At 70.6% G+C, this 18,069-nt stretch carries 15 protein-coding genes; 4 read left to right on the top strand and 11 right to left on the bottom strand.

The features are described 5' to 3' along the window. Nucleotides 1–168 precede the first annotated feature (168 nt). From ACIBCM_RS12410 to ACIBCM_RS12375, 8 genes are all read right to left on the bottom strand, one after another. Nucleotides 169–798 (bottom strand): LytR C-terminal domain-containing protein, encoded by a 630-nt coding sequence (locus tag ACIBCM_RS12410; RefSeq protein WP_399242146.1) that lies wholly within the window; start codon nucleotides 796–798, stop codon nucleotides 169–171. Nucleotides 799–1,176: 378 nt separating this feature from the next. Beyond that, nucleotides 1,177–1,473, bottom strand: coding sequence for a type II toxin-antitoxin system VapB family antitoxin (locus ACIBCM_RS12405; RefSeq protein ID WP_323448625.1), 297 nt, complete (start codon nucleotides 1,471–1,473; stop codon nucleotides 1,177–1,179). Nucleotides 1,474–2,074: 601 nt separating this feature from the next. Continuing rightward, nucleotides 2,075–3,631 carry a M28 family metallopeptidase gene (locus tag ACIBCM_RS12400; RefSeq protein WP_399242143.1) on the bottom strand — a complete coding sequence of 519 codons (1,557 nt, stop codon included), beginning with the start codon at nucleotides 3,629–3,631 and terminating at the stop codon, nucleotides 2,075–2,077. Nucleotides 3,632–3,898: 267 nt separating this feature from the next. Next, nucleotides 3,899–5,749, bottom strand: a complete 1,851-nt coding sequence (locus ACIBCM_RS12395; protein ID WP_399242141.1) for a M20/M25/M40 family metallo-hydrolase — start codon at nucleotides 5,747–5,749, stop codon at nucleotides 3,899–3,901. Between the two features lie 228 nt (nucleotides 5,750–5,977). Further along, entirely contained in the window at nucleotides 5,978–6,586 is a 609-nt protein-coding gene (locus ACIBCM_RS12390) for an HhH-GPD-type base excision DNA repair protein (RefSeq protein WP_399242139.1), read from the bottom strand. A gap of 202 nt (nucleotides 6,587–6,788) precedes the next feature. After that, nucleotides 6,789–6,986, bottom strand: coding sequence for a hypothetical protein (locus ACIBCM_RS12385; protein WP_399242138.1), 198 nt, complete (start codon nucleotides 6,984–6,986; stop codon nucleotides 6,789–6,791). Between the two features lie 161 nt (nucleotides 6,987–7,147). After that, a complete protein-coding gene (locus ACIBCM_RS12380) occupies nucleotides 7,148–7,774 on the bottom strand; it encodes a DUF1524 domain-containing protein (protein WP_399242135.1) in 627 nt (208 codons plus the stop codon). Between the two features lie 324 nt (nucleotides 7,775–8,098). Then, nucleotides 8,099–10,402 carry a glycosyl hydrolase family 18 protein gene (locus tag ACIBCM_RS12375; RefSeq protein ID WP_399242133.1) on the bottom strand — a complete coding sequence of 768 codons (2,304 nt, stop codon included), beginning with the start codon at nucleotides 10,400–10,402 and terminating at the stop codon, nucleotides 8,099–8,101. Nucleotides 10,403–10,956: 554 nt separating this feature from the next. Between ACIBCM_RS12375 and ACIBCM_RS12370 the strand changes: the two genes are divergently transcribed. Next, a complete protein-coding gene (locus ACIBCM_RS12370) occupies nucleotides 10,957–12,024 on the top strand; it encodes a helix-turn-helix domain-containing protein (protein ID WP_399242131.1) in 1,068 nt (355 codons plus the stop codon). 10 nt (nucleotides 12,025–12,034) lie between these two features. On the opposite strand, the gene ACIBCM_RS12365 is transcribed toward ACIBCM_RS12370, so the two are convergent. Then, the gene (locus tag ACIBCM_RS12365; RefSeq protein ID WP_399242129.1) at nucleotides 12,035–12,694 is read right to left on the bottom strand and encodes a TetR/AcrR family transcriptional regulator; all 660 of its coding nucleotides are present in this window, start codon (nucleotides 12,692–12,694) and stop codon (nucleotides 12,035–12,037) included. Nucleotides 12,695–12,792: 98 nt separating this feature from the next. Here ACIBCM_RS12365 and ACIBCM_RS12360 point away from each other — a divergent pair, with 98 nt between their 5' ends. Together ACIBCM_RS12360 and ACIBCM_RS12355 are read left to right on the top strand one after the other, a co-directional pair. Next, the gene (locus tag ACIBCM_RS12360; RefSeq protein WP_399242127.1) at nucleotides 12,793–14,430 is read left to right on the top strand and encodes a DHA2 family efflux MFS transporter permease subunit; all 1,638 of its coding nucleotides are present in this window, start codon (nucleotides 12,793–12,795) and stop codon (nucleotides 14,428–14,430) included. A 205-nt stretch (nucleotides 14,431–14,635) separates the two neighbouring features. Continuing rightward, nucleotides 14,636–15,151, top strand: coding sequence for a YfbM family protein (locus ACIBCM_RS12355; RefSeq protein WP_399242125.1), 516 nt, complete (start codon nucleotides 14,636–14,638; stop codon nucleotides 15,149–15,151). A 132-nt stretch (nucleotides 15,152–15,283) separates the two neighbouring features. Here the strand turns inward: ACIBCM_RS12355 and cyaB are convergent, their stop codons facing one another. Beyond that, nucleotides 15,284–15,841 carry a class IV adenylate cyclase gene (gene cyaB / locus ACIBCM_RS12350; protein WP_399242123.1) on the bottom strand — a complete coding sequence of 186 codons (558 nt, stop codon included), beginning with the start codon at nucleotides 15,839–15,841 and terminating at the stop codon, nucleotides 15,284–15,286. 15 nt (nucleotides 15,842–15,856) lie between these two features. Further along, nucleotides 15,857–16,723 (bottom strand): helix-turn-helix domain-containing protein, encoded by an 867-nt coding sequence (locus ACIBCM_RS12345; protein WP_399242121.1) that lies wholly within the window; start codon nucleotides 16,721–16,723, stop codon nucleotides 15,857–15,859. A gap of 162 nt (nucleotides 16,724–16,885) precedes the next feature. Between ACIBCM_RS12345 and ACIBCM_RS12340 the strand changes: the two genes are divergently transcribed. Continuing rightward, on the top strand, nucleotides 16,886–17,296 hold the full coding sequence (locus ACIBCM_RS12340) for a DUF6415 family natural product biosynthesis protein (protein WP_399242119.1): 411 nt from the start codon (nucleotides 16,886–16,888) through the stop codon (nucleotides 17,294–17,296). Nucleotides 17,297–18,069: the final 773 nt, after the last annotated feature.

The raw sequence follows: 18,069 nt of genomic DNA, 5'->3' as shown, positions 1-18,069 counted from the left end.
GCAGGCTAGGCAGGTCAAGCGGGTCAAGCAGGCCGAGCGGGTCGGCGCAGGGGCCCTGACTTCGGAAAGGGCCCTGGGAGCCGGGCCCCGGGGGGAAGGCACCCGGGGCCGGGATCCGGAACCGGACCGGCCCGGGTGCCCGGGCCGCCGGTGGGTGTCGCCGTCAGGTCAGCAGGTGGCCGTGGGACGCGGTGCCGGGGCCGACAGCGCCGACAGGGCCTTGTCCGCCGTGGGCTTGGGGGCGAGGGCGGTGAAGGCCGTGCCCAGGATCAGGTCGACATCGGGCGTGGTCCGGGTGTCCGTCCTGGTCGTCGCGGTCGGGAGCTGGGTGCCGAGCACGGGGAAGGGCCCCTTCGCCGCCGTGGGCGCGCCGAGGAGGACTCCCGCGCCGGGGACCTTCTTGTCGTAGGCGGCGGACGCGTTGCCGACCTTGCCGATGGTGAAGCCGCGCTTCTTCAGCTCGTCGGCGGCGGCCTTGGCGAGACCTCCGCGCGGGGTCGCGTTGTAGACGTTGACGGTGACCTGCGCCGGTTTGAGAGCCACCGCGGGCACCGCGGGAGACGCGCCGGGGCCCGGCTTGCAGCCGGCTTTGCGCGCGGCCGCCGTGGTCGTGGTGTCGTCGCCGGTGAAGACGCCGATGAGCTGGATCGTTCCCCAGCCGGCCAGCCCGAGCGCCACCACCGCCGCGACAACCGCCGTGACGATCCTGCGACGGTTGCGGGGGCGTCGCATTCGGGGGTACTTGTCGCCCGTGATGCGGTACTTTCCCCCCATCCCGGGGGGAGTCAGCATGCTCATGGGCGCAGCGTAGTGCGGGCTGGTGTCCAGGGATACAAGATGATCAACTGATTGCGTCCGTACGGTTCCGGAATAGGTCCGAAAGGGTCAGTCGGCCTCCACCAACGGGCGGTCCCGGTCCGCGCTCGGCGGGGTCCCGGCGCCTGCGCGGCCCGGCCGTGGGCCCCGGACCTCCGCCGCCGGACCGTGCGGCCTCCCGGGCCTCCGGCTCCGTTCATGCGCCGGTCCCGAGGTTGGCGGGTGAGAACGGGGGACGAGGGGCCGGTGGGACGAGAGCCCGGATGGTGGCCGCCCGACGGGAGGCCGAGGGCAGCTCGGCGGGGAGCCGAGTGGCCGGTCGAGGTCGTGCGTGTGCTCGGTCGGTCCGGGGCCTCCCGGTCAGCTCAGTTCGAGCACGCGCGCGTGTAGGACCTGCCGCTGCTGGAGCGCCGCGCGGACCGCGCGGTGGAGGCCGTCCTCCAGATAGAGATCGCCCTGCCACTTCACGACATGCGCGAAGAGGTCGCCGTAGAACGTCGAGTCCTCCGCGAGAAGCGTTTCGAGATCGAGCTGCCCCTTGGTGGTCACGAGCTGATCGAGGCGGACCGGGCGCGGTGCGACGTCCGCCCACTGCCGGGTGGATTCCCGGCCATGGTCGGGGTAAGGCCGTCCGTTTCCGATGCGCTTGAAGATCACACGGAAAGCCTACCGGTCAAGCGGCTCCGGGCGCAGCCATGGCGGGCGAGTGCGATCCCGGGCAAAACCTCTGAGACCGGAAATACCGAGGGTCCGGGAGGCCCGGATCATGGCTCGGCCCGTGCGGAGAATCGCGTACGGATACGTCCTCGGCGGAGCCGCCCTCGGCCCGGGCGCCCTTCACCGGGACGGGCTCTGCCTGCCCGGGAGGCCCGGCAGGCGGCACAGGAGGTGCCGGGACGGCGGCCGGAGGCGGGCCGGGGCACCTTGACGCCGTGAAAGAGGGGCCGGAACCGGCCGATCCGAAGGAAGCCGTGGGCGGCGGCCGTCTTCCCGGCAGCGAGGAGCAGGCGGCGCCGGGGACCGGTGGCGGCCCCGGGACTCCCGGACCGCGGGTCCGGGAAGACGCGGGTCCGGGAAGAAGGGCTCAGCAGGGGAAGGGGGAGGGATGTTCCCGTCCGTCGGGCGCTCGGCGAGGAGCCGGCCCGGGTGGGGGACGAGCGGGAGACCACCCGTCCGCCGTTCGGGAACCGTTGGGGAACGTCCGGCGGAGGCGCTTGTTCCACGGGATGCGCCTCCGCCGGACCGCACAAGGGGGGTGTTACTCCGTCACTTCCCCGTGGCCGTCGTGCAGACCGCCGCCGCTGCCCGTGTCCCCGCCCGTGGGCACCGAGGTCACCGGCCTGGTGAGTGAGCCGAGGTCATGGGCGTAGGTGCCCGCCGCGTTGGCGATGATGCCGATGTTCACCGCGTACGCCGTCATATTGATGTTGTTGATGTCGTCGCCCTTGGCGTGGTAGTTCGGGTCGTACGCGAGACCCGCCGTGCCGCCGTACCTGGCCGCCTGGGCCGCCGTCTTCTTGCCCTCGGCGCCGGTGAACGTACCTCCGGAGGGGATGCCGGCCTCGATGAACGGACCGTAGTCCGAGCGGCCGGTGAAGTCGGTGCCCTCGTGCGGGGTGCCCCGCCGGTCGAGGAACTCGTTGATGTCGCGCTCCAGCTGGGCGGAGCCCTGGGGGCCGGGGCCCGCGCCGACGCCGTCGGAGTCGTCGCCGTCGTAGACGAAGAGCGCGTAGTTGGGCGAGGCGATCATGTCGAAGTTCAGATACAGCTTGATCCGCTGCTTCTGCTCCGGGGTCAGCGCGGCGACGTACGCCTCGGAACCGAGCAGGCCGTTCTCCTCGGCCGACCACCAGGCGAAACGGACCTTGTTCGCGGGGCGCTTCTCGGCCTTGGCCAGCTCCTGGGCGACTTCGAGCAGTCCGGCGGAGCCGGAGCCGTTGTCGTTGATGCCGGGGCCCTCGACGACCGAGTCGAGATGCGCGCCGAGCATGACCGTGTCGGCCGCGTTGCCGCCGCGGGTCTCGGCGACGACGTTGTTGGTGGTACGCGTCTGCTGCTGCTGGCGCAGCTCCAGGGAGACGTTCACCGGGCCGCCGGCCAGATCGGCGACGAGCTTCTCGCCGTCCGCCCGGGTGACACCGCCGGTCGGGATCTTCGCGGAGTCGACTCCGCCGAGGGTGCCGCCGAGCGCGCCCTCGGTGTTGTTGTAGACGATCGCGCCCACCGCGCCCGCGCCGGCCGCCGCGGCCTGCTTCTCGGCGAAGGTGCAGCCGCCGCGCTTGATCAGGGCGATCTTTCCGGTGAAGGCTCCGGAGGCGTAGTCGCCGGGCTCGCAGCCGGTGGTGTCGTCGACCGGGACGTCCGCCAGATCGGCCTTGATGCCGCCGACCGGGGTGGACCTCGTGTAGGTCATCGCCCGGACCGAGACGTCGCGCGGGGCGGGGGAGACGACGGACAGCTTCTCGGCGAGCGTCTCGGTGTGGACGAAGTCGAAGCGCTCGTAGCGGACGTCATAGCCGTACTTCTTCAGCTGCTGATACACGTACGCGGCCGAGGCGTCGTGTCCCAGAGTTCCCGCTGCCCGGTGTCCACCCGTGCTGTCTGCTATCTGCTGGAATTTCTCCAGATGCTTCCGCGCGTCCTTTGCGGACGATTTGCGGACGAGTTTCGCCGCGAGTTCTGTGGCGTTCTTCGCCGCCCGGTCGCCGGGGGTCTGGCGTTCGGCGGTTGCGGGGGAGGCGGATGCCAGCAGGAGCGGGGTCGCGATTGCGGCGGCGGCCAGTGCGGCCACGGCTCTGCGACGGGTTTCCTTCACAGAGTTCCTTCCCGATAAGGACTGGGTCGACGGGAAGCTAGCGGGGTCGGCGGGGCCATGGGAATGCATGTGCCCCAACTCACTTCTCATTTCATCTCATTGGCATGAAAGAGCCGGGACAACTCATTCGACACGCCGTATATCGGCCACGCATGGCCGTATTCGTGTCTTTCTCTCACCTCCTGTTTCCTTGTCGATAATTCCGGTGGGATGCCCCGGAAGTCCGCGGCATCCCACCGGTCCGGATCGAAAAGCCGAGCCGGTCGGCTAGGGGGCGACCACGTCGCTGCGGCTGTCACGCTGGGGCGTGACCGGTGCTTGGTTGTCGCCCAGCGGGCGGATGACCGGTGCCTGGTTGTCGCCCTGGGGGCGGACGATCGGGGTGTGGCCGTCGCGCTGGGGTGCGACGGGTGCCTGGTTGTCGTCCAGGGGGGTGACCGGGGTGTGCTTGTCCGCCTGGGGTGCGACGGGTGCCTGGTTGTCGCCCTGGGGGCGGATGACCGGTGCCTGGTTGTCGCCTTGCGGTGTGATGGGGGTGTGGCCGTCGCGCTGGGGTGCGACGGGTGCCTGGTTGTCGCCCAGAGGCGTGACCGGGGTGTGGCCGTCGCCGTTCGGAGCGGTGTTGTCGCCCGCCGTCGGGAGGGGACGGGTCAGGGAACCGAGGTCGTGGGCGTAGGTGCCGACCGCGTTGGCGATGATCGCGATATGCGTGGCGAACGCCGTCATGTTGATGTTGTTGATGTCGTCGCCGCGCTCGTGGTAATTCGGGTCGTACGGGGTATTGGCCGTGCCGCCGTACCTGGCCGCCTGCTCCGCCGTCTTCAGTCCGTCCGACCCGGTGCTGGTGCCACCGGAGGCGATGCCCGCCTCGGCGAATCCGGCGTAATCGGTACGGAGGTTGAAGTCCGAGCTGTCGTGCGGGGTGCCGCGCCGGTCGAGGAATTCACGGATGTCGCGCTCCAACTGGCCCGAGCCCTCGGGGCCGGGGCCCGAACCCGTGCCGTCGGAGTTGTCGCCGTCGAGCACGAAGTTGACGTAGTTGGGCGAGGCGATCATGTCGAAGTTCAGATACAGCTTGTGCTGCTGCTTCTGTGCCGGGGTCAGCGCCCTGGTGTACGCGTAGGAGCCGTGCAGACCGCCCTCCTCGGCGGACCACCAGGCGAAGCGGACCTTGTGCTTGGGCTTCTGTTCGGCCTTGGCCAGCTCCTGGGCGACTTCGAGCAGTCCGGCGGAGCCGGAGCCGTTGTCGTTGATGCCCGCACCCAGGGAGACGCTGTCGAGGTGGGCGCCGAGCGTCACCGACTTGCTGGGGTCGCCCCCCTTGGTCTCGGCGATCACGTTGTTGGTGTTGCGGGTCTCGATGAGATGGTCGAGATCCAGGTTGACCGTGACCGGGCCGTTGGCCAGCTCGGCGGTGAGCCGTTCGCCGTCGCCCCCGGTCAGCCCGGCGGTGGGCACCTTCACATTGTTCTGGTCGACGAGGGTGCTCTTCAGGATGGTGTGGTTGTCGTTGTAGACCAGCACCCCGACCGCGCCCGCCTTGGCGGCTTCGAGCTGCTTCACCCAGTTGAAACAGCCGCCGCGCTTCATCAGCACGATCTTGCCGGTGTAGGACTGGGAGGCGTAGTCGGACGCTTCGCAACCGGTGGTGGCGTCGACCGGGACGGCGGCCAGTTCGGCGGTGATACCGCCGGCGGGAGTCGACTTCGTATAGGTGAACGCGAAGGTCTGGATGTCCCTGGCGGTGGGGGAGACCGCCTTGAGCCGCTCGTGCTTCGTCTCCGTGTAGGTGAAGTCGAAGTTCTCGTACCGGACGTTGTATCCGTATTTTTTGAGTTCGTTGAAGACATAGGCGCCCGAGGCGTCGTGACCCAGGCTGCCGGCCGCCCGATTACCGGCGGTGTCGGATATTCGCTGGAAGCGCTGGAGATGTTTGTACGCGTCTGTCGCGGACGAGTTGGCGACAAGCCGTTCGGCGAGACCGGCGGCCGCCGTGGCGTCCTTGCCGCCCGTGGGGGGCTGTCCCGCGGCGGACGCCGTCCCGGGCGAGAACAGCAGCGGAGTGGCGAGCGCCGCAGCGGCGAAGGCGGCTGCCGCGCCCCGATGTGTTGCCTTCACAGAGATCCTTTCCGGATGCGGACAAGGTCAAGCGAAGGGTCATGATGCACGAACACAATCGGTTCATCATCTGATCACGTAATTCCCAAACTGCCGGGAATTCCAGCGTGTTCAACACTTCTTGAGGATCGCCATACCGAGCGTCTGTCAACTCCGTTTCCATTGCTTCACGTGATGCCTTGTTTCACGTGATATCACCAGGTGAGGGCGGCGGTTTTCAGCCTTCTGTCACCTCCGGCTCATTCCCTTTCCCGCCCCCTTCGCCTCCTTTGCCGCACGCTTCATCTCCTGCTTGTGCGCACGCACCTTGGCGAGCGATTCCGGTCCGGTGATGTCGGCGGCGGACCGGTACGACCCGTCCTGGCCGTACGCGCCCGCCGCCTCGCGCCAGCCCTCGGGCCGTACGCCGTACTGTTTGCCCAGCAGTGCCAGGAAGATCCTGGCCTTCTGATCGCCGAAGCCGGGCAGCGCCTTCAGCCGCGCCAGCAGCTCCGTGCCGGAGGACACCCCGTCCCAGACGGCGCTCGCGTCACCCCCGTACTCGTCCACGAGGTACTGGCAGAGCACTTGCACGCGCTTGGCCATATTTGCCGGGTACCGATGAACGGCGGGTTTCTCCCTCAGCAGCTCCGCGAACGCCTCGGGGTCGTACGCGGCGATCCCGGCCGCGTCCAGATCGTCCCCGCCGAGGCGCCCGGCGATCGTGTACGGACCGGTGAAGGCCCACTCCATGGGGATCTGCTGGTCGAGCAGCATCCCGACGAGGGCGGCGAGCGGGCTGCGGCCGAGCAGTGCGTCGGCCTCGGGCTGCTGGGCGAGATGGATGTCGGGGCTCATGTTCCGATGATCGCCCCGGGCAGGGCGGGCCGCCAGCGAACCACGCCCGTGGGCCCGGAGCCCCCGTGCGCCCGGCCCCGTTGCCCCGCCCGCCTGGCCCGTACCTCTGCCGGGCCCCGCCCCTGCTGCCGCGTCGGCCCTCCGGCGTGCGGAAGGCCCCCTCCGCCGTGCGGAAGGGGCCTGGGGAGAGGGGGCCGGGGGATCAGGCGGGGGGCTGCTGCGGGGTGCCGAAGATGGTCCCGTGTTCCAGCACGTCTTCCATCGGATCGTCGATCTCGCCGATCGAGATCAGCGTCAGCCGGTGGCCCTTGTGGATGTCGTCCGCCGCCGCCGTGGTGGCCGGGAGGGCGGACGCGAGCGCCGTCGCGCCCAGTACGGTCAGGAACAGCTTGGTCTTCATGTCGTATCCGCCTGCCTGTTCGTGGGTGACCAGCCGTCTTCGTGGATGGCCACTCGTCGAGCGTCGACCGGTGCGACCGGTGTATCCCCCAGCCGGGGAGGAAGGTCACGGGCTTAAACCAGTTGGGCACACAATTCACCCGGTCGGCCGAGCGTGAACACTCATACGGGCGCCGGGTGGTAGATGATCACCACCGTCTCGCAGGGGCCGTCCGCGAAGAGTTTCAGCGCCTCCAGCTCGTCCTTGTCCACGGACAGCCCCCAGCGGAGCTTGGTCCCCACCCACTCGGAGATGTAGCGGCACTGGGAGTCGTGCGAGGAGGGGAGCCAGGAGGCGATGTCCTGGTCGGCCTTGTCCCGTTTGGTGCGTGCGGTCACCGCGGTCAGGGTCGCCGCCGCGTTCTGGTCGTTGGCGTACGCCTCACGGCGGGCCGCGGACCAGCCGGACGCCCCCGAGCCCCACGCCTCCACGAGCGGTACGACATGGTCCACCTCCAGCCCGGCCGAGCCGTTCACGGCCTGCTGGTCGTAGTACGAGACCCAGCGCCCGCCCGACAGCGCGCAGCCGGCGCCCGCGGTCGCGGCCTCCACGGCCTCCGCGATCAGCACCTCCTCCCGGGTGGAACAGCCGTCGTCGGGGTCCTTGCCCTTGTTCCAGTGCGGGAAGGAGGTGCTGGTGTATCCCGTACGGTCCTCGTCCCCCGTGAGCATGACCGAGATGGCGTCCTCAAGCTGGGCGATGACCGCCTTGGAGGCGGGCGGGGGCGGTGGGGCAGGTGGGGCCAGCAAGGCAGACGGGGCGGACACGGCAGACGGGGCCAGCAAGACAGACGGGGCGGACACGGCAGGCGGGGCGGACACGGCTGAGGGAGCCGAGGGGGCCGACGGCGCGGCGGCGGCCCGGAGTGAGGGGGCCGCCTGCGCGGTCTGAGCCGGTCCCGCCGGGCCCGTGGTGGCCAGGAGCGGGACGAGAGCGAGGGACAGCGCCACCGCGGCGCGTCCGATATGAGGGTTCATGATCCGTTGATAGCGGGGTGCGGGCCGGTACCGGGCGGGTACGGCCCGCACCCCACTCGTACGGGGGCGGAGATTGGGCCCCGTGCTGACCCGCCGCTACGGCAGACCGGTGTGCAGGGCGTTCATCAGAGTGCCCGTCGGGGTGTCACCCGACATCTCCCAGACCATCGCGCCGAGCAGGCCCTTCGATTTGATCCAGTCGGTCTTCTTCCCGATCGACCAGGTGTCGTCGAAGCTCCACCACTGTCCGCCCGGGCCGGTGTAGCCGTAGGTGGAGACGGACTGTTCGTCGTGGTAGACGGTCATGTTCGGATAGTTGGTCATCAGATTGTGGTAGCCGCGGGTCCCCGCCTCTTCGGGGAACTGCCCCGTGGCGGCGCCGTTCGCGGTCTGCCACTCACCGTTGACACCGGTCGCCCCGCTTGCGACCTCCTTCCAGCCCCGGCCGTAGAACGGGAAGCCGACGGTCAGCTTCCGGGGGCTGACCCCGGCGTCGAGATAGGCCTTGACCGCCGTCTCGATACTGAAGTCGAAGGTGTACGGGTCCTGGGCGTCCCGGAACAGATTGGACTGGTGCCCGGTGCGGTTCGGCTCCCAGGAGTTGTCGCTGCCCGCGCCGTGGAAGTCGTACCCCTGCACATTGGCGAAGTCGAGATAGCTGAAGATCTTCGTCAGATCCCAGCCCGCCGTGATCTTCGCCGGGTCGGCGGGGGTGAAGGCCGTCAGCAGCCGGTGCGGGCCGCCGAGCGCGTCGAGCTGCTTGCGGAACTCGGCGAGCAGGGCGGTGAGGTTGTCCTTGTCGGCCGGCCGGTACACATTGCCCGGGTGGCCCTCCGAGCCCGGCCACTCCCAGTCGATGTCGATGCCGTCGAAGACACCGGCGCCGGTGCCGGGGCCGCCCGCGCCGTTGGCGACGGGCAGATTGCCCTTGATCCACACATCGATGCAGGAGCGGACGAACTTCTCGCGGGAGGCCTGGGTCGCCGCGGCGTCCGAGAAGAACTTGGAGAAGGTCCAGCCGCCGAGCGAGACCACGACCTTGAGGTGCGGGTGCTTGGCCTTGAGCTTCTTGATCTGGTTGAAGTTGCCGCGGAGCTTGCCCCAGCCGTCGTCGGCGACCCCGTCGACGGACTGCGCGGCCGACATGGGCCGTCCGTAGTCCGCCTCGGCGTCACCGGCGCCCGTGCCCTCGTTCGGGTCCTGGGGGTTGCCGGAGACGCCCTTGGTCACACCGGCCTGGCAGGTGAGATTGACCGGGTCGATGTTCTCGAAGGCGTAGTTGATGACATCGAGCTTCGCCGCGGCCCCCGAGGTGTCGAGGTTCTTGACGAAGAACTGGCGGCCGTAGATGCCCCACTGGGTGTAGTAGCCGACCTTGTAGTAGTTCCCCGGCCCGGCCACGTCGTCGGTGGTGACGGGGAGGGCGTTGGAGGCGGGGGAGGAGTTGTCGGCGGTGTCCCGGGCCTTGACGGTGAAGGTGTACGCGGTGGCCGGGGAGAGCCCCTCGATCACGGCGCTCGTGGTGGTCACCGTCTTGACCAGGACGTTGTCCCGGTAGACGTCATAGGCGGCGACGGCCACATTGTCCGTCGACGCGTTCCAGGCGAGGCTCACACTGGAGGCGGTCTTCGCGGTGGAACGCAGAGTGCCCGGCGCGGTCGGCGGTACCGGATCGGTCGCCGGATCCACGGTCCGCACGGTGAACGCGGGACTCGGCGGGCCGAGGTTGCCCCGGGTGTCCTTGGCCCGGACGGTGAAGCCGTAGTTCGTCGCCGGGGTCAGCCCGGTGACCGTCGCGGAGGTGGAGGTGGAGGTCGCGACCGTGGTGGTGCCGCTGAGCACCTCGTACGAGGCCACGGGGTAGTCGCCCGCGGTGGCAGCGTCCCAGGCGAGCGCGACCGTCCGCGCGGTGACCGAGGTCGAACGCGGGGTGCCGGGGGCCGTCGGCGGCTTGTCGGGGGTGCCGTCGCACTTGTCGCCGTTGACCGTGCAGTTGGTGGGGGTGAAGGCCGGGCCGCTGGCGAGGAACCAGTAGCTCCAGGGCTCCGTGGTGCCGTTGGCGGGGACGGTCGCGTTGTAGTACGCGTTCTTGACCGTCACCCGGTTGCCGCTGACGGTCGCGTCACCGTGGTAGTGGCCGCCGATGGTGGTGCCCGGCGGGAGGTCGAAGGTGAGCGTCCAGCCGTTGACGGGGGTGGCCGCGCTGTTGCGGATGACGAAGGAGCCCCGCCACCAGGAACCGTGGTCCTGGGTGGTGAAGGTGGCGGTGAGGGTGCCGACCGCCTGGGCGGGGGAGGCGAGGCCCGTGAGACCGGCGAGGGGGAGGAGCAGGACGGCGAGCAGTGCGGCGAGCCGGTACCTGACCGTTCGAGTCGTTCGCGGGGGTTTTCTGGTGAACATGGCTCTCCCTGGGGGGTAGGGGTGTACGGCCGTGCTCAGTCGGTGTGCGTGTGCGTGTGCGCGTAGTTGTGCCTGTTTGTTTGCTTGTGTGCGTCTGGGGGCGGGGGTGCGGGCTGGGTGCGCGGGCGCGGTGCCGGTGTGGGGGCGGTTTGCGGGGTGCGCGTGTTCGGTCGGGGCGCGGGTCGGGCCGGTGTACGGGTCCGGCCGGTGCGCGGTGCACTCGGTGTACGGGTCCGGCCGGGGCGGGGGCCCTGGTCCGGTCCGCGCGGGCGTGCCCCCGGGCGGGCGTACCTGTCGGGCGTACCTGTCGGGCGTACGGGCCGGGGCGCCCGGACCGGGGTGCCCGGCGCGCCTCGGGCGTACATGACAACCTTTGACGCTACTTGGTCTGGACCAATACTGGGGCGAGTGCGGGAAGTCGGGTTTCCGTCATTGTCGGCATTCCGTCAGCTGCGGCTCCCGGGTGTGGCTCCCCTCGGGTGCAGAGGTCTGTACCTTTCGTGGTGGCCCGACTTACCGGTCGGAACCCCTAACTGGGCTTGCGGGGAGGCGGAATGGCGGGGACGGGTCGCCCTCCGGCGTCGGCGGCCGCGGACGGCCGGTCCGCCGGCGCCCCGGACAAGCGCAGGCTCGCCGCTCTCGGGGTCCCCGCGGACGACGAGTTTCTGTACCGGACGCTCCTCGGCCGCCCCCGGGCGACCGTCGCCGAACTCGCCGCGGTCACCGGCTGGGACACCGCTCGCGTCCGCCGCAGGACCCGCTCCCTGGAGAAGCGCGGGATGCTCACACGGATGCAGAGCCGCCCGGTCCGGTTCAGCCCGGCACCCCCGGATGTGGCGATCGAGGTGCTGGCGCTCCAGCGCCAGGAGGAGATCGAGCGGGCCCGGCTGGTCGCGGCCTCCCTCACCGACGAGTTCCGCTCGGCCCGGCGGCACGTGGAGGGCGGCCCGGCGCTCCAGGTGCTCACCGACCGAGAGTCGATCACCCAGCGCTTCTTCCAGGTCCAGCGGTCCGCCCGGGACGAGATACTGATGCTGGACCGGCCGCCCTACGCCGTACAGCCCGCGCCGCAGCAGACCGCCGTACAGCGGGAACTGCTCAGGCGCGGGGTCCGCCACCGTACGGTCTACGACCACCGCTCCCTGGGGTCGCCCGAACAGCTCGCCCGGTGCCGGGAGCTGTCCCGGCTGGGCGAGGACGGCCGGGTGCTCGCCGATGTCCCGCTCAAACTGGTCGTCGTGGACCGCCGGGTGGCGCTGGTCCCGGTCGCCGAGTCGGCGGAGGGCGAGGTCCGCGAGGTGATGGTGCTGGGCGCCTCGCCCCTGCTGGACGGACTGCTCGTACTGTACGAACTGCTCTGGCAGCGGGCCGTGCCCCTGTGGCCGGGCGCGGGCGGGGCCGAGCGGGAACTGTCGTACGAGGACGAGCGGTTACTGGCCCTGTCGGCCTCCGGGCTGACCGATCAGGCCATCGCGCGCCGGCTCGGGGTCGCCCAGCGCACGGTGGAGCGCCGGATGCGCAGGATCATGAACCTCCTCGGGGCCCGTACCCGCTTCCAGGCCGGACTCCAGGCAGCGAACCGCGGGGTCGTGATGGCGCCCGAGGACCACGGGGTGATGTGACCGGCGGGCGTCACCGCGGGGCGTAGTGCCCGAGGAACATGTCCACACCGCTCACGACGAGCCGGTCGGTGAGGTCGTCGCTCATCGTGGCGCCGTAGTGGCCGAAGATCAGATGCGGATGGACCAGCAGCGCGTGCAGCTGGATCGTCGCCACCTCCGGATCCGGGACGGTGAGCCGGCCCCGCTCGGCCAGGGCGCTCAGCGCGCCCGCGACGGCGGGGTGGTGGCTGGTGGGGCTGCCGTGCTGCCATGCCTCGGCCAGGGCGGGGAAGCGGTGCTGTTCGGCGGCGACCAGGGCGCGCAGGGCGGCGACCTCGTGGTCGTTGCGTACGGCGTGGACCCAGGCGCGGGCGGTCTCGATGAAGGCCGAGCGAAGGTCCTCGGCGTCGGGGAGCCGGGCGAGGGCGACCGCCGAATCGTCGCTCACCGGTTCGTCGAGCGCATGGGCGACCACGGCGGTGAACAGGGCTTCCTTGCTGCCGAAGTGGTTGTAGACCGTGACCTTGGAAACGCCCGCCTCGGCGGCGATGGCGTCCATGCCCACACCGAAGCCGTCCCGCAGGAACAGGGTGCGGGCCGCCGTGACGATGGCCCGGCGCTTGCGCTCGGCGCGGGGGCCGCTGGGGCCGGGGTGCTCACCGGGTCGGTGCCGGGCGGTGTCCACGCTCATGACCATGAGTTTAGTGCATATGTGAACTGTACGGTTGAGTTCATGTGAACTGAACTGTACGGTTCATGTGGTCATCGTCCCTCCCCTCAGGAGCCCTCATGGCCACCACCGGCGAGCACCCCGCCTCCGATTCCGGACCCGACCCGGAGCACCATCCACCCGGGCCCGGCCGCCGTCAGGGGCCGGGGCATCATCGGGGGCCGGGGCACCCGGACGAAGCATCCGGCCGTGCGCACCGCGACCACGGGCTCGGGCACGCAGACCACGGCCACGGGCATTCGGACGGAGCGCCGGGCGGCGCGCATCACGGGCACGGGCAGACAGCCCACGAGCACGGCCACGCGCCCCCGCCACCCGCCGATCCCCGCCGCTGGGCGGCACTCGCGCTCATCTGCGTCGCGCAGTTCATGCTGGTCCTGGATGTGACGGTGGTGAATGTCGCGCTCCCCGACATGGCCGCCGACCTCGGGCTCGGCCGCGCGACCCTGACCTGGGTGGTCACCGCGTACACCCTCTGTTTCGGCGGGCTGATGCTGCTCGGCGGCCGGCTCGCGGACGCGCTCGGTGCCCGCCGTACCCTCCTCGCCGGCCTGGCGGTCTTCACCGCGGCCTCGCTGGCCACGGGTCTCGCCCAGGGTGCCCCGCTGCTCATCGGCGGACGGGTCGCCCAGGGCGTCGGCGCGGCGCTGCTGTCCCCCGCCGCGCTGGCGATCGTGACCACCTCCTTCCACGGCCCCGAGCGCAACAAGGCGCTGGGCGTCTGGGCGGCCATCGGCGGCACCGGATCGGCCGTCGGTGTGCTGCTCGGCGGCGCGCTGACCGACGGCCCCGGCTGGCAGTGGGTCTTCTACGTCAACGTCCCGGTCGGGATCGCCCTGCTCATCGCGATCCCCGCCCTGGTCCCGGCCCGCGCGCCCCGGCCCGCCGGACTCGACGCCCCCGGAGCGCTGCTCGTCACCGCCGCCACCGGCGCCCTGATCTACGGGCTCGTCCGCGCGGGCGACAGCGGCTGGTCCGACGGGATCACCCTGCTCGCCCTGGCCGGGTCGGTCCTGCTCTACGCGGCCTTCGCGGCCGTCGAACGCACCAGCCGGACCCCGCTGATGGATCTGCGGATGTTCATCCGCCGACCGGTGGTCGCGGGCTCGTTCCTGATGCTCGTCGCCACCGCGCTGCTGATCTCGTACTTCTTCCTCAGCTCCGTCTACCTCCAGCACGCCCGCGGCTTCAGCCCGCTGCGGACCGGCCTGGTGTTCCTGCCGGTGGCCGTCGCGGTCGGCCTCGGCGCGCACCTCGCCTCCCGGCTGGTGGGGAAGATCGGCAGCCGTGCCTGCGCGGTGGCCGGACTCGCGGTCGCCGCGGCGGGCGGCGTGCCGTCGGCGCTGCTCTCGGACGGCTCGAACGTCTACGGAACCCTGGTGCCCGGACTCACGGTCGCCTCCTTCGGCGTCGGCGCGGTCTTTGTGACGGCGACGACCACGGCCCTCGCGATGGTCGACCACAAGGAGGCCGGGCTCGCCTCCGGTGTGGTCAACACCTTCCACGAGGTGGGCGGTTCGGTCGGCGTGGCCGTCGTCTCCACCGTCGCGGCGGCGGGCATCGGCGGAGGCATGGCGTCCGGATTCACCGACGCGTACACCGTGCTGGTGGTGACGGCCGCGGTGAGCGCGGTCCTCTCCCTCGCGCTGGTCCCCCGGGGCCGGCCCCGGATGACGGGCGGTCCCCATGTCCACTGATGGGAAGACCGAAGGGAAGGCCGAGCCGATGGCTGAACCGATGACCGCGCCCGGTGGGCCCGGTTGTGCCGGTGGTCCCGGCCGTCCCGGAGGCCCTGGTGCGCCGGTGCGGAGCCGCGGCCCGGGAACCCTGGCCCGTACACTCCTGCTGGCCGCCGTCATCACACTCTTCGCCCCCGATGACGTCCCGCGCAGGAGGCTGGTCGTGACGGGTCTGGGATGCCACTTCGCGGTCGAGCCCGCCGAAGCCGTACGACTGGCCGGGGCGGACCCCGAGGAGGTACTGGCGTACGTCGCCGAGTTCGAGGAGGACCCCCGGACGTGGTACGCCGACGACCCCTGGAAGGTGGACACCGACAAGGCGTGGGACGCCCTCCACCGCTGTCTGACCGACGGCACCCTCACCTTCGGCGGCGGACCGTACCCGCTCTCGTACACGGTTCTGGGCGGGCGGCTGCTGACGGGCGAGGAGGACGACTACATCGTCGTCCTGGCCACCCCGGAGCAGACCCGGGAGGCCGCGGCGGCCCTGGCGGGCATCGACGAGCCCTGGCTGCGCGCGCGGTTCTTCGCCCTGGGGGCCACCGGGGGCGACGACCGCCGGGGCGCCGGCGACGAGCGCGACTTCCAGTACATCTGGGAGAACTTCGTGGCCGTCCGCGCCTTCTACGAGAGGGCGGCCGAGGCGGGCCGCGCGGTGCTGTTCACGGCGGATGCCTGACACTTCCCGTACGCGTGAGCACTCACCCGGCAGCCCGGCGACGACCATGAGGAGGCCGGTCGCCTCGCGGGTTCCCGAACCGCCGACCCGGCCGCCGCTGGTGCTCCCGAGGACGGACGTACGCATCACGGGTCAGTCAGCCCGCCGGGCACGTACAGCGTCGGTGTACAGCTCGCCCGTCAGGTCGTCCGCCGCGATGCCCAGCTCGGTGAGGACGGCACGCACATCATCGAGTGCCCCGGACAGTTCCGATTCCGGGGCAAGGGTTTCCAGCTCCAGGAATGTCCCGTCGATCTCCGGCACGCGGACCAAGGTGGCGAGCATCCTGCGGCCCCGTGCCTCGAAGGCGTAGTTGCGGCACCGCTTCTCGAACGCGATCAGGGGCACGTAGCCAAGGCCACGCAGGAGGGCGTGGACCGCTTCGGCGTCCTCCACCCTGGTCTCGTGCTCCGGTTTGGAGCCGGATTCCTCGTCCACCCGCGCGCCCTTGTAGGTCAGCACGGCACGGGTCTCATCCGTCCCGTGGACCGTCCGCACCCGCAGCTCCTGGTCCCGCGCGTCGAGCGCGCGGTCCGGGGTGTCGTAGTACGTGTCCCGGTACACCTCCGCCCGGCCGGGCGCGCGTTCGTCCAGCCGCCGCAGGACCCCTTCGGGTGTGCGGACGCGGGCCTTCAGCTCAGCTTCAATCATCTGCCGTTCTCCTCCTCAGACCGTGCGCTCCGCGCTGCTGATGATCGCCTCAATCATGCGGTTGAACCCCCGGAACAGGGGACCGTGCGGTGTGGCCATGACTTTGTACGTGGCGGACTCGTGACCCTCCCAACCGGCGTCGAACGCGCCGACGAACATGGTGGAATCGGCTCTGATCACGCGCCACGTGGGCAGCATGCCGTATCGGTAGACCTCGATGGCACAGGCACCGGCCAGTTCTCGCAGGCGGGCTTCCGCCAGGCGCACGCCTCCGGCGAGGGATTCGGCGGACTCGCCGATCTCCGCTGCGCGCAGTGCCAGCGCGGGTGAGTCCGGGTCCAGCAGCAGCACCCGTACCCGCAGGCCGCCTTCGGCCCGAGCGAGGAGGCTGCGGAGCATCGAGTCGTTCAGCCCGATCAGCCCCAGCCCGCGGACAGCGAGGATGTCGAGCTCCTCCGCTGTGCGAGTGTGCTGCTGGATTTCCTCGCGCGCAGCCGCCTGTGCGGAGTACACCCGCACCACCTCAGGGAACGCGGTCAGGTCGAACGCGGCACCGCCGGTCCGCTTCTCCCTGCCGGCCGCCAGGCCGAGCAGGTGCCGCGCGTCATCCGGGAGGCTCAGGCCGTCCGCGATCCGCTCATACACATCCAGCCGGCTGACCTCCCGGCGGCCGTTGACGATCTCGTTGACGCGCCCCTGCGTCATCCCGACAGCGGTCCCGATCCGGGCCTGGCTCACGCCGCTGTATCGCTGCACGTACCGGAAGAGCGCGGCCACGTCCCGTGCGCGGAGGGCCTGTCGGACATCGGCACGCTCCCAGACCGGGTCAGGCAGGTTGATGGGCAGAAGCGATGTGGTCATGCTCATCTCCCCGCTGTCCACGACGGGATGGGAAGCCATCCCACGGTGAGATTACCGCTCGGGTATCGAAACATCACACAGTGTCGCCCCAACCTGGGGGTCATGACCGTGCAGGGCCACGCGGCGACCTTTCTCCGTGCTCGCCGCACCAGCCCTCGATCCAGCCAGGCAGGGACAATCGATGTGACAACCAACAAGGCACGAGCGACGGCCCGGCGACTGCTGTCCGAAGACGCCGAGCCGCCCACCGCAGAAGAACTACAAGATCTGACGATGAGGCTGCGTGGGTACCTGATGATCCTCATCCCGGAGGCCGAACGCGCCACGGCCGGACTGGGATGGGGCGATGTCCCCCGCGCCTGCGCGCTCGCGGGCGTCGGCGAGGCCCGACGCGTCCTCTCGTCCGGCGCTCGGCCTGGATACCCCGCGTCGATCGCCCACGCACAGCGCATCGCCCGCTCCGTCAGCGCCTTGTGCGACCACATTGAGAATCTGATCCCCTCGGTGGCCACGACACCGCGCCCCTCCGGGGCCCCCTACGGCCAGGCCGCGCCCATCTCAGGGGCCGAGGCGGACCTGGAGACCGATCCCTGAGACACAAGCCCGCGGCCCCGCACTCACCGCAGGTCATCCCCGGCCCCGGTCCGCCCGGGGAGGCGGAAACCGGAACATCCGAGAGGCCGTCGACCACTGGTGGACCTGGTTCAACGAGCGGGACCAGCCCGTTCCCGCGGTCCGGCGGGGCTTGCCGAAACAGCCGTCGAGGAGCTGAGACGACCATGGCCGACAGTATCTTCTGCGCCGTGTGGAGCGTGCTCGCGTTGCTGACACCGCGCCGCCACCGGGGTAGGCACACCACCGCCCACCTCACCACTCCGCCGTCACCCGAGAACCCCTTGGCCCGCCCTTGGACCCCGCGCGCCGATGATCACGCCCGTGCCGCCTGCCGTGAGCAGCCCGAGCCCGCTCTCCCGCATCCCGCTCCGCAGCGGCGGCTGCTCATCGAACCGCACGGGCGGCACCTCAGCAGACCCGCAGCGGTGAGAACCACTCGCAACGGGCCCGGGTGGGGGTGGGCGGAGTGACTCGTGAAGGGCTTACCGGGAACCACACCGGTCCCGGTGGCGGGATCTGCGTCATGTGCGGCCGCCACTCGGCTGCCGCGGTCGAGATCGGATTCATTCACCGGTCCAGCGGCCCCGGGATCGTTCAGTACGCCTGTCCTCAGCACGTGGCAGTGAGCCGCCCTGGCCCGACCCCCGGCGAACTGCCCTAAGGCTTGTCCCGTAAATGATCTCTGGTTGGGTGTGGACGTGGTCGGTGGCCCGTCCGGCTGTTCGTCTATCCGGCGAGATTGAGGTTGTGCA

It is taken from the genome of Streptomyces sp. NPDC051018, assembly GCF_044456085.1.
Classification (GTDB): Bacteria; Actinomycetota; Actinomycetes; order Streptomycetales; family Streptomycetaceae; genus Streptomyces.
Note: the sequence above shows the minus strand (reverse complement) of the source record. Positions and strands in the feature narration are given on the sequence as shown.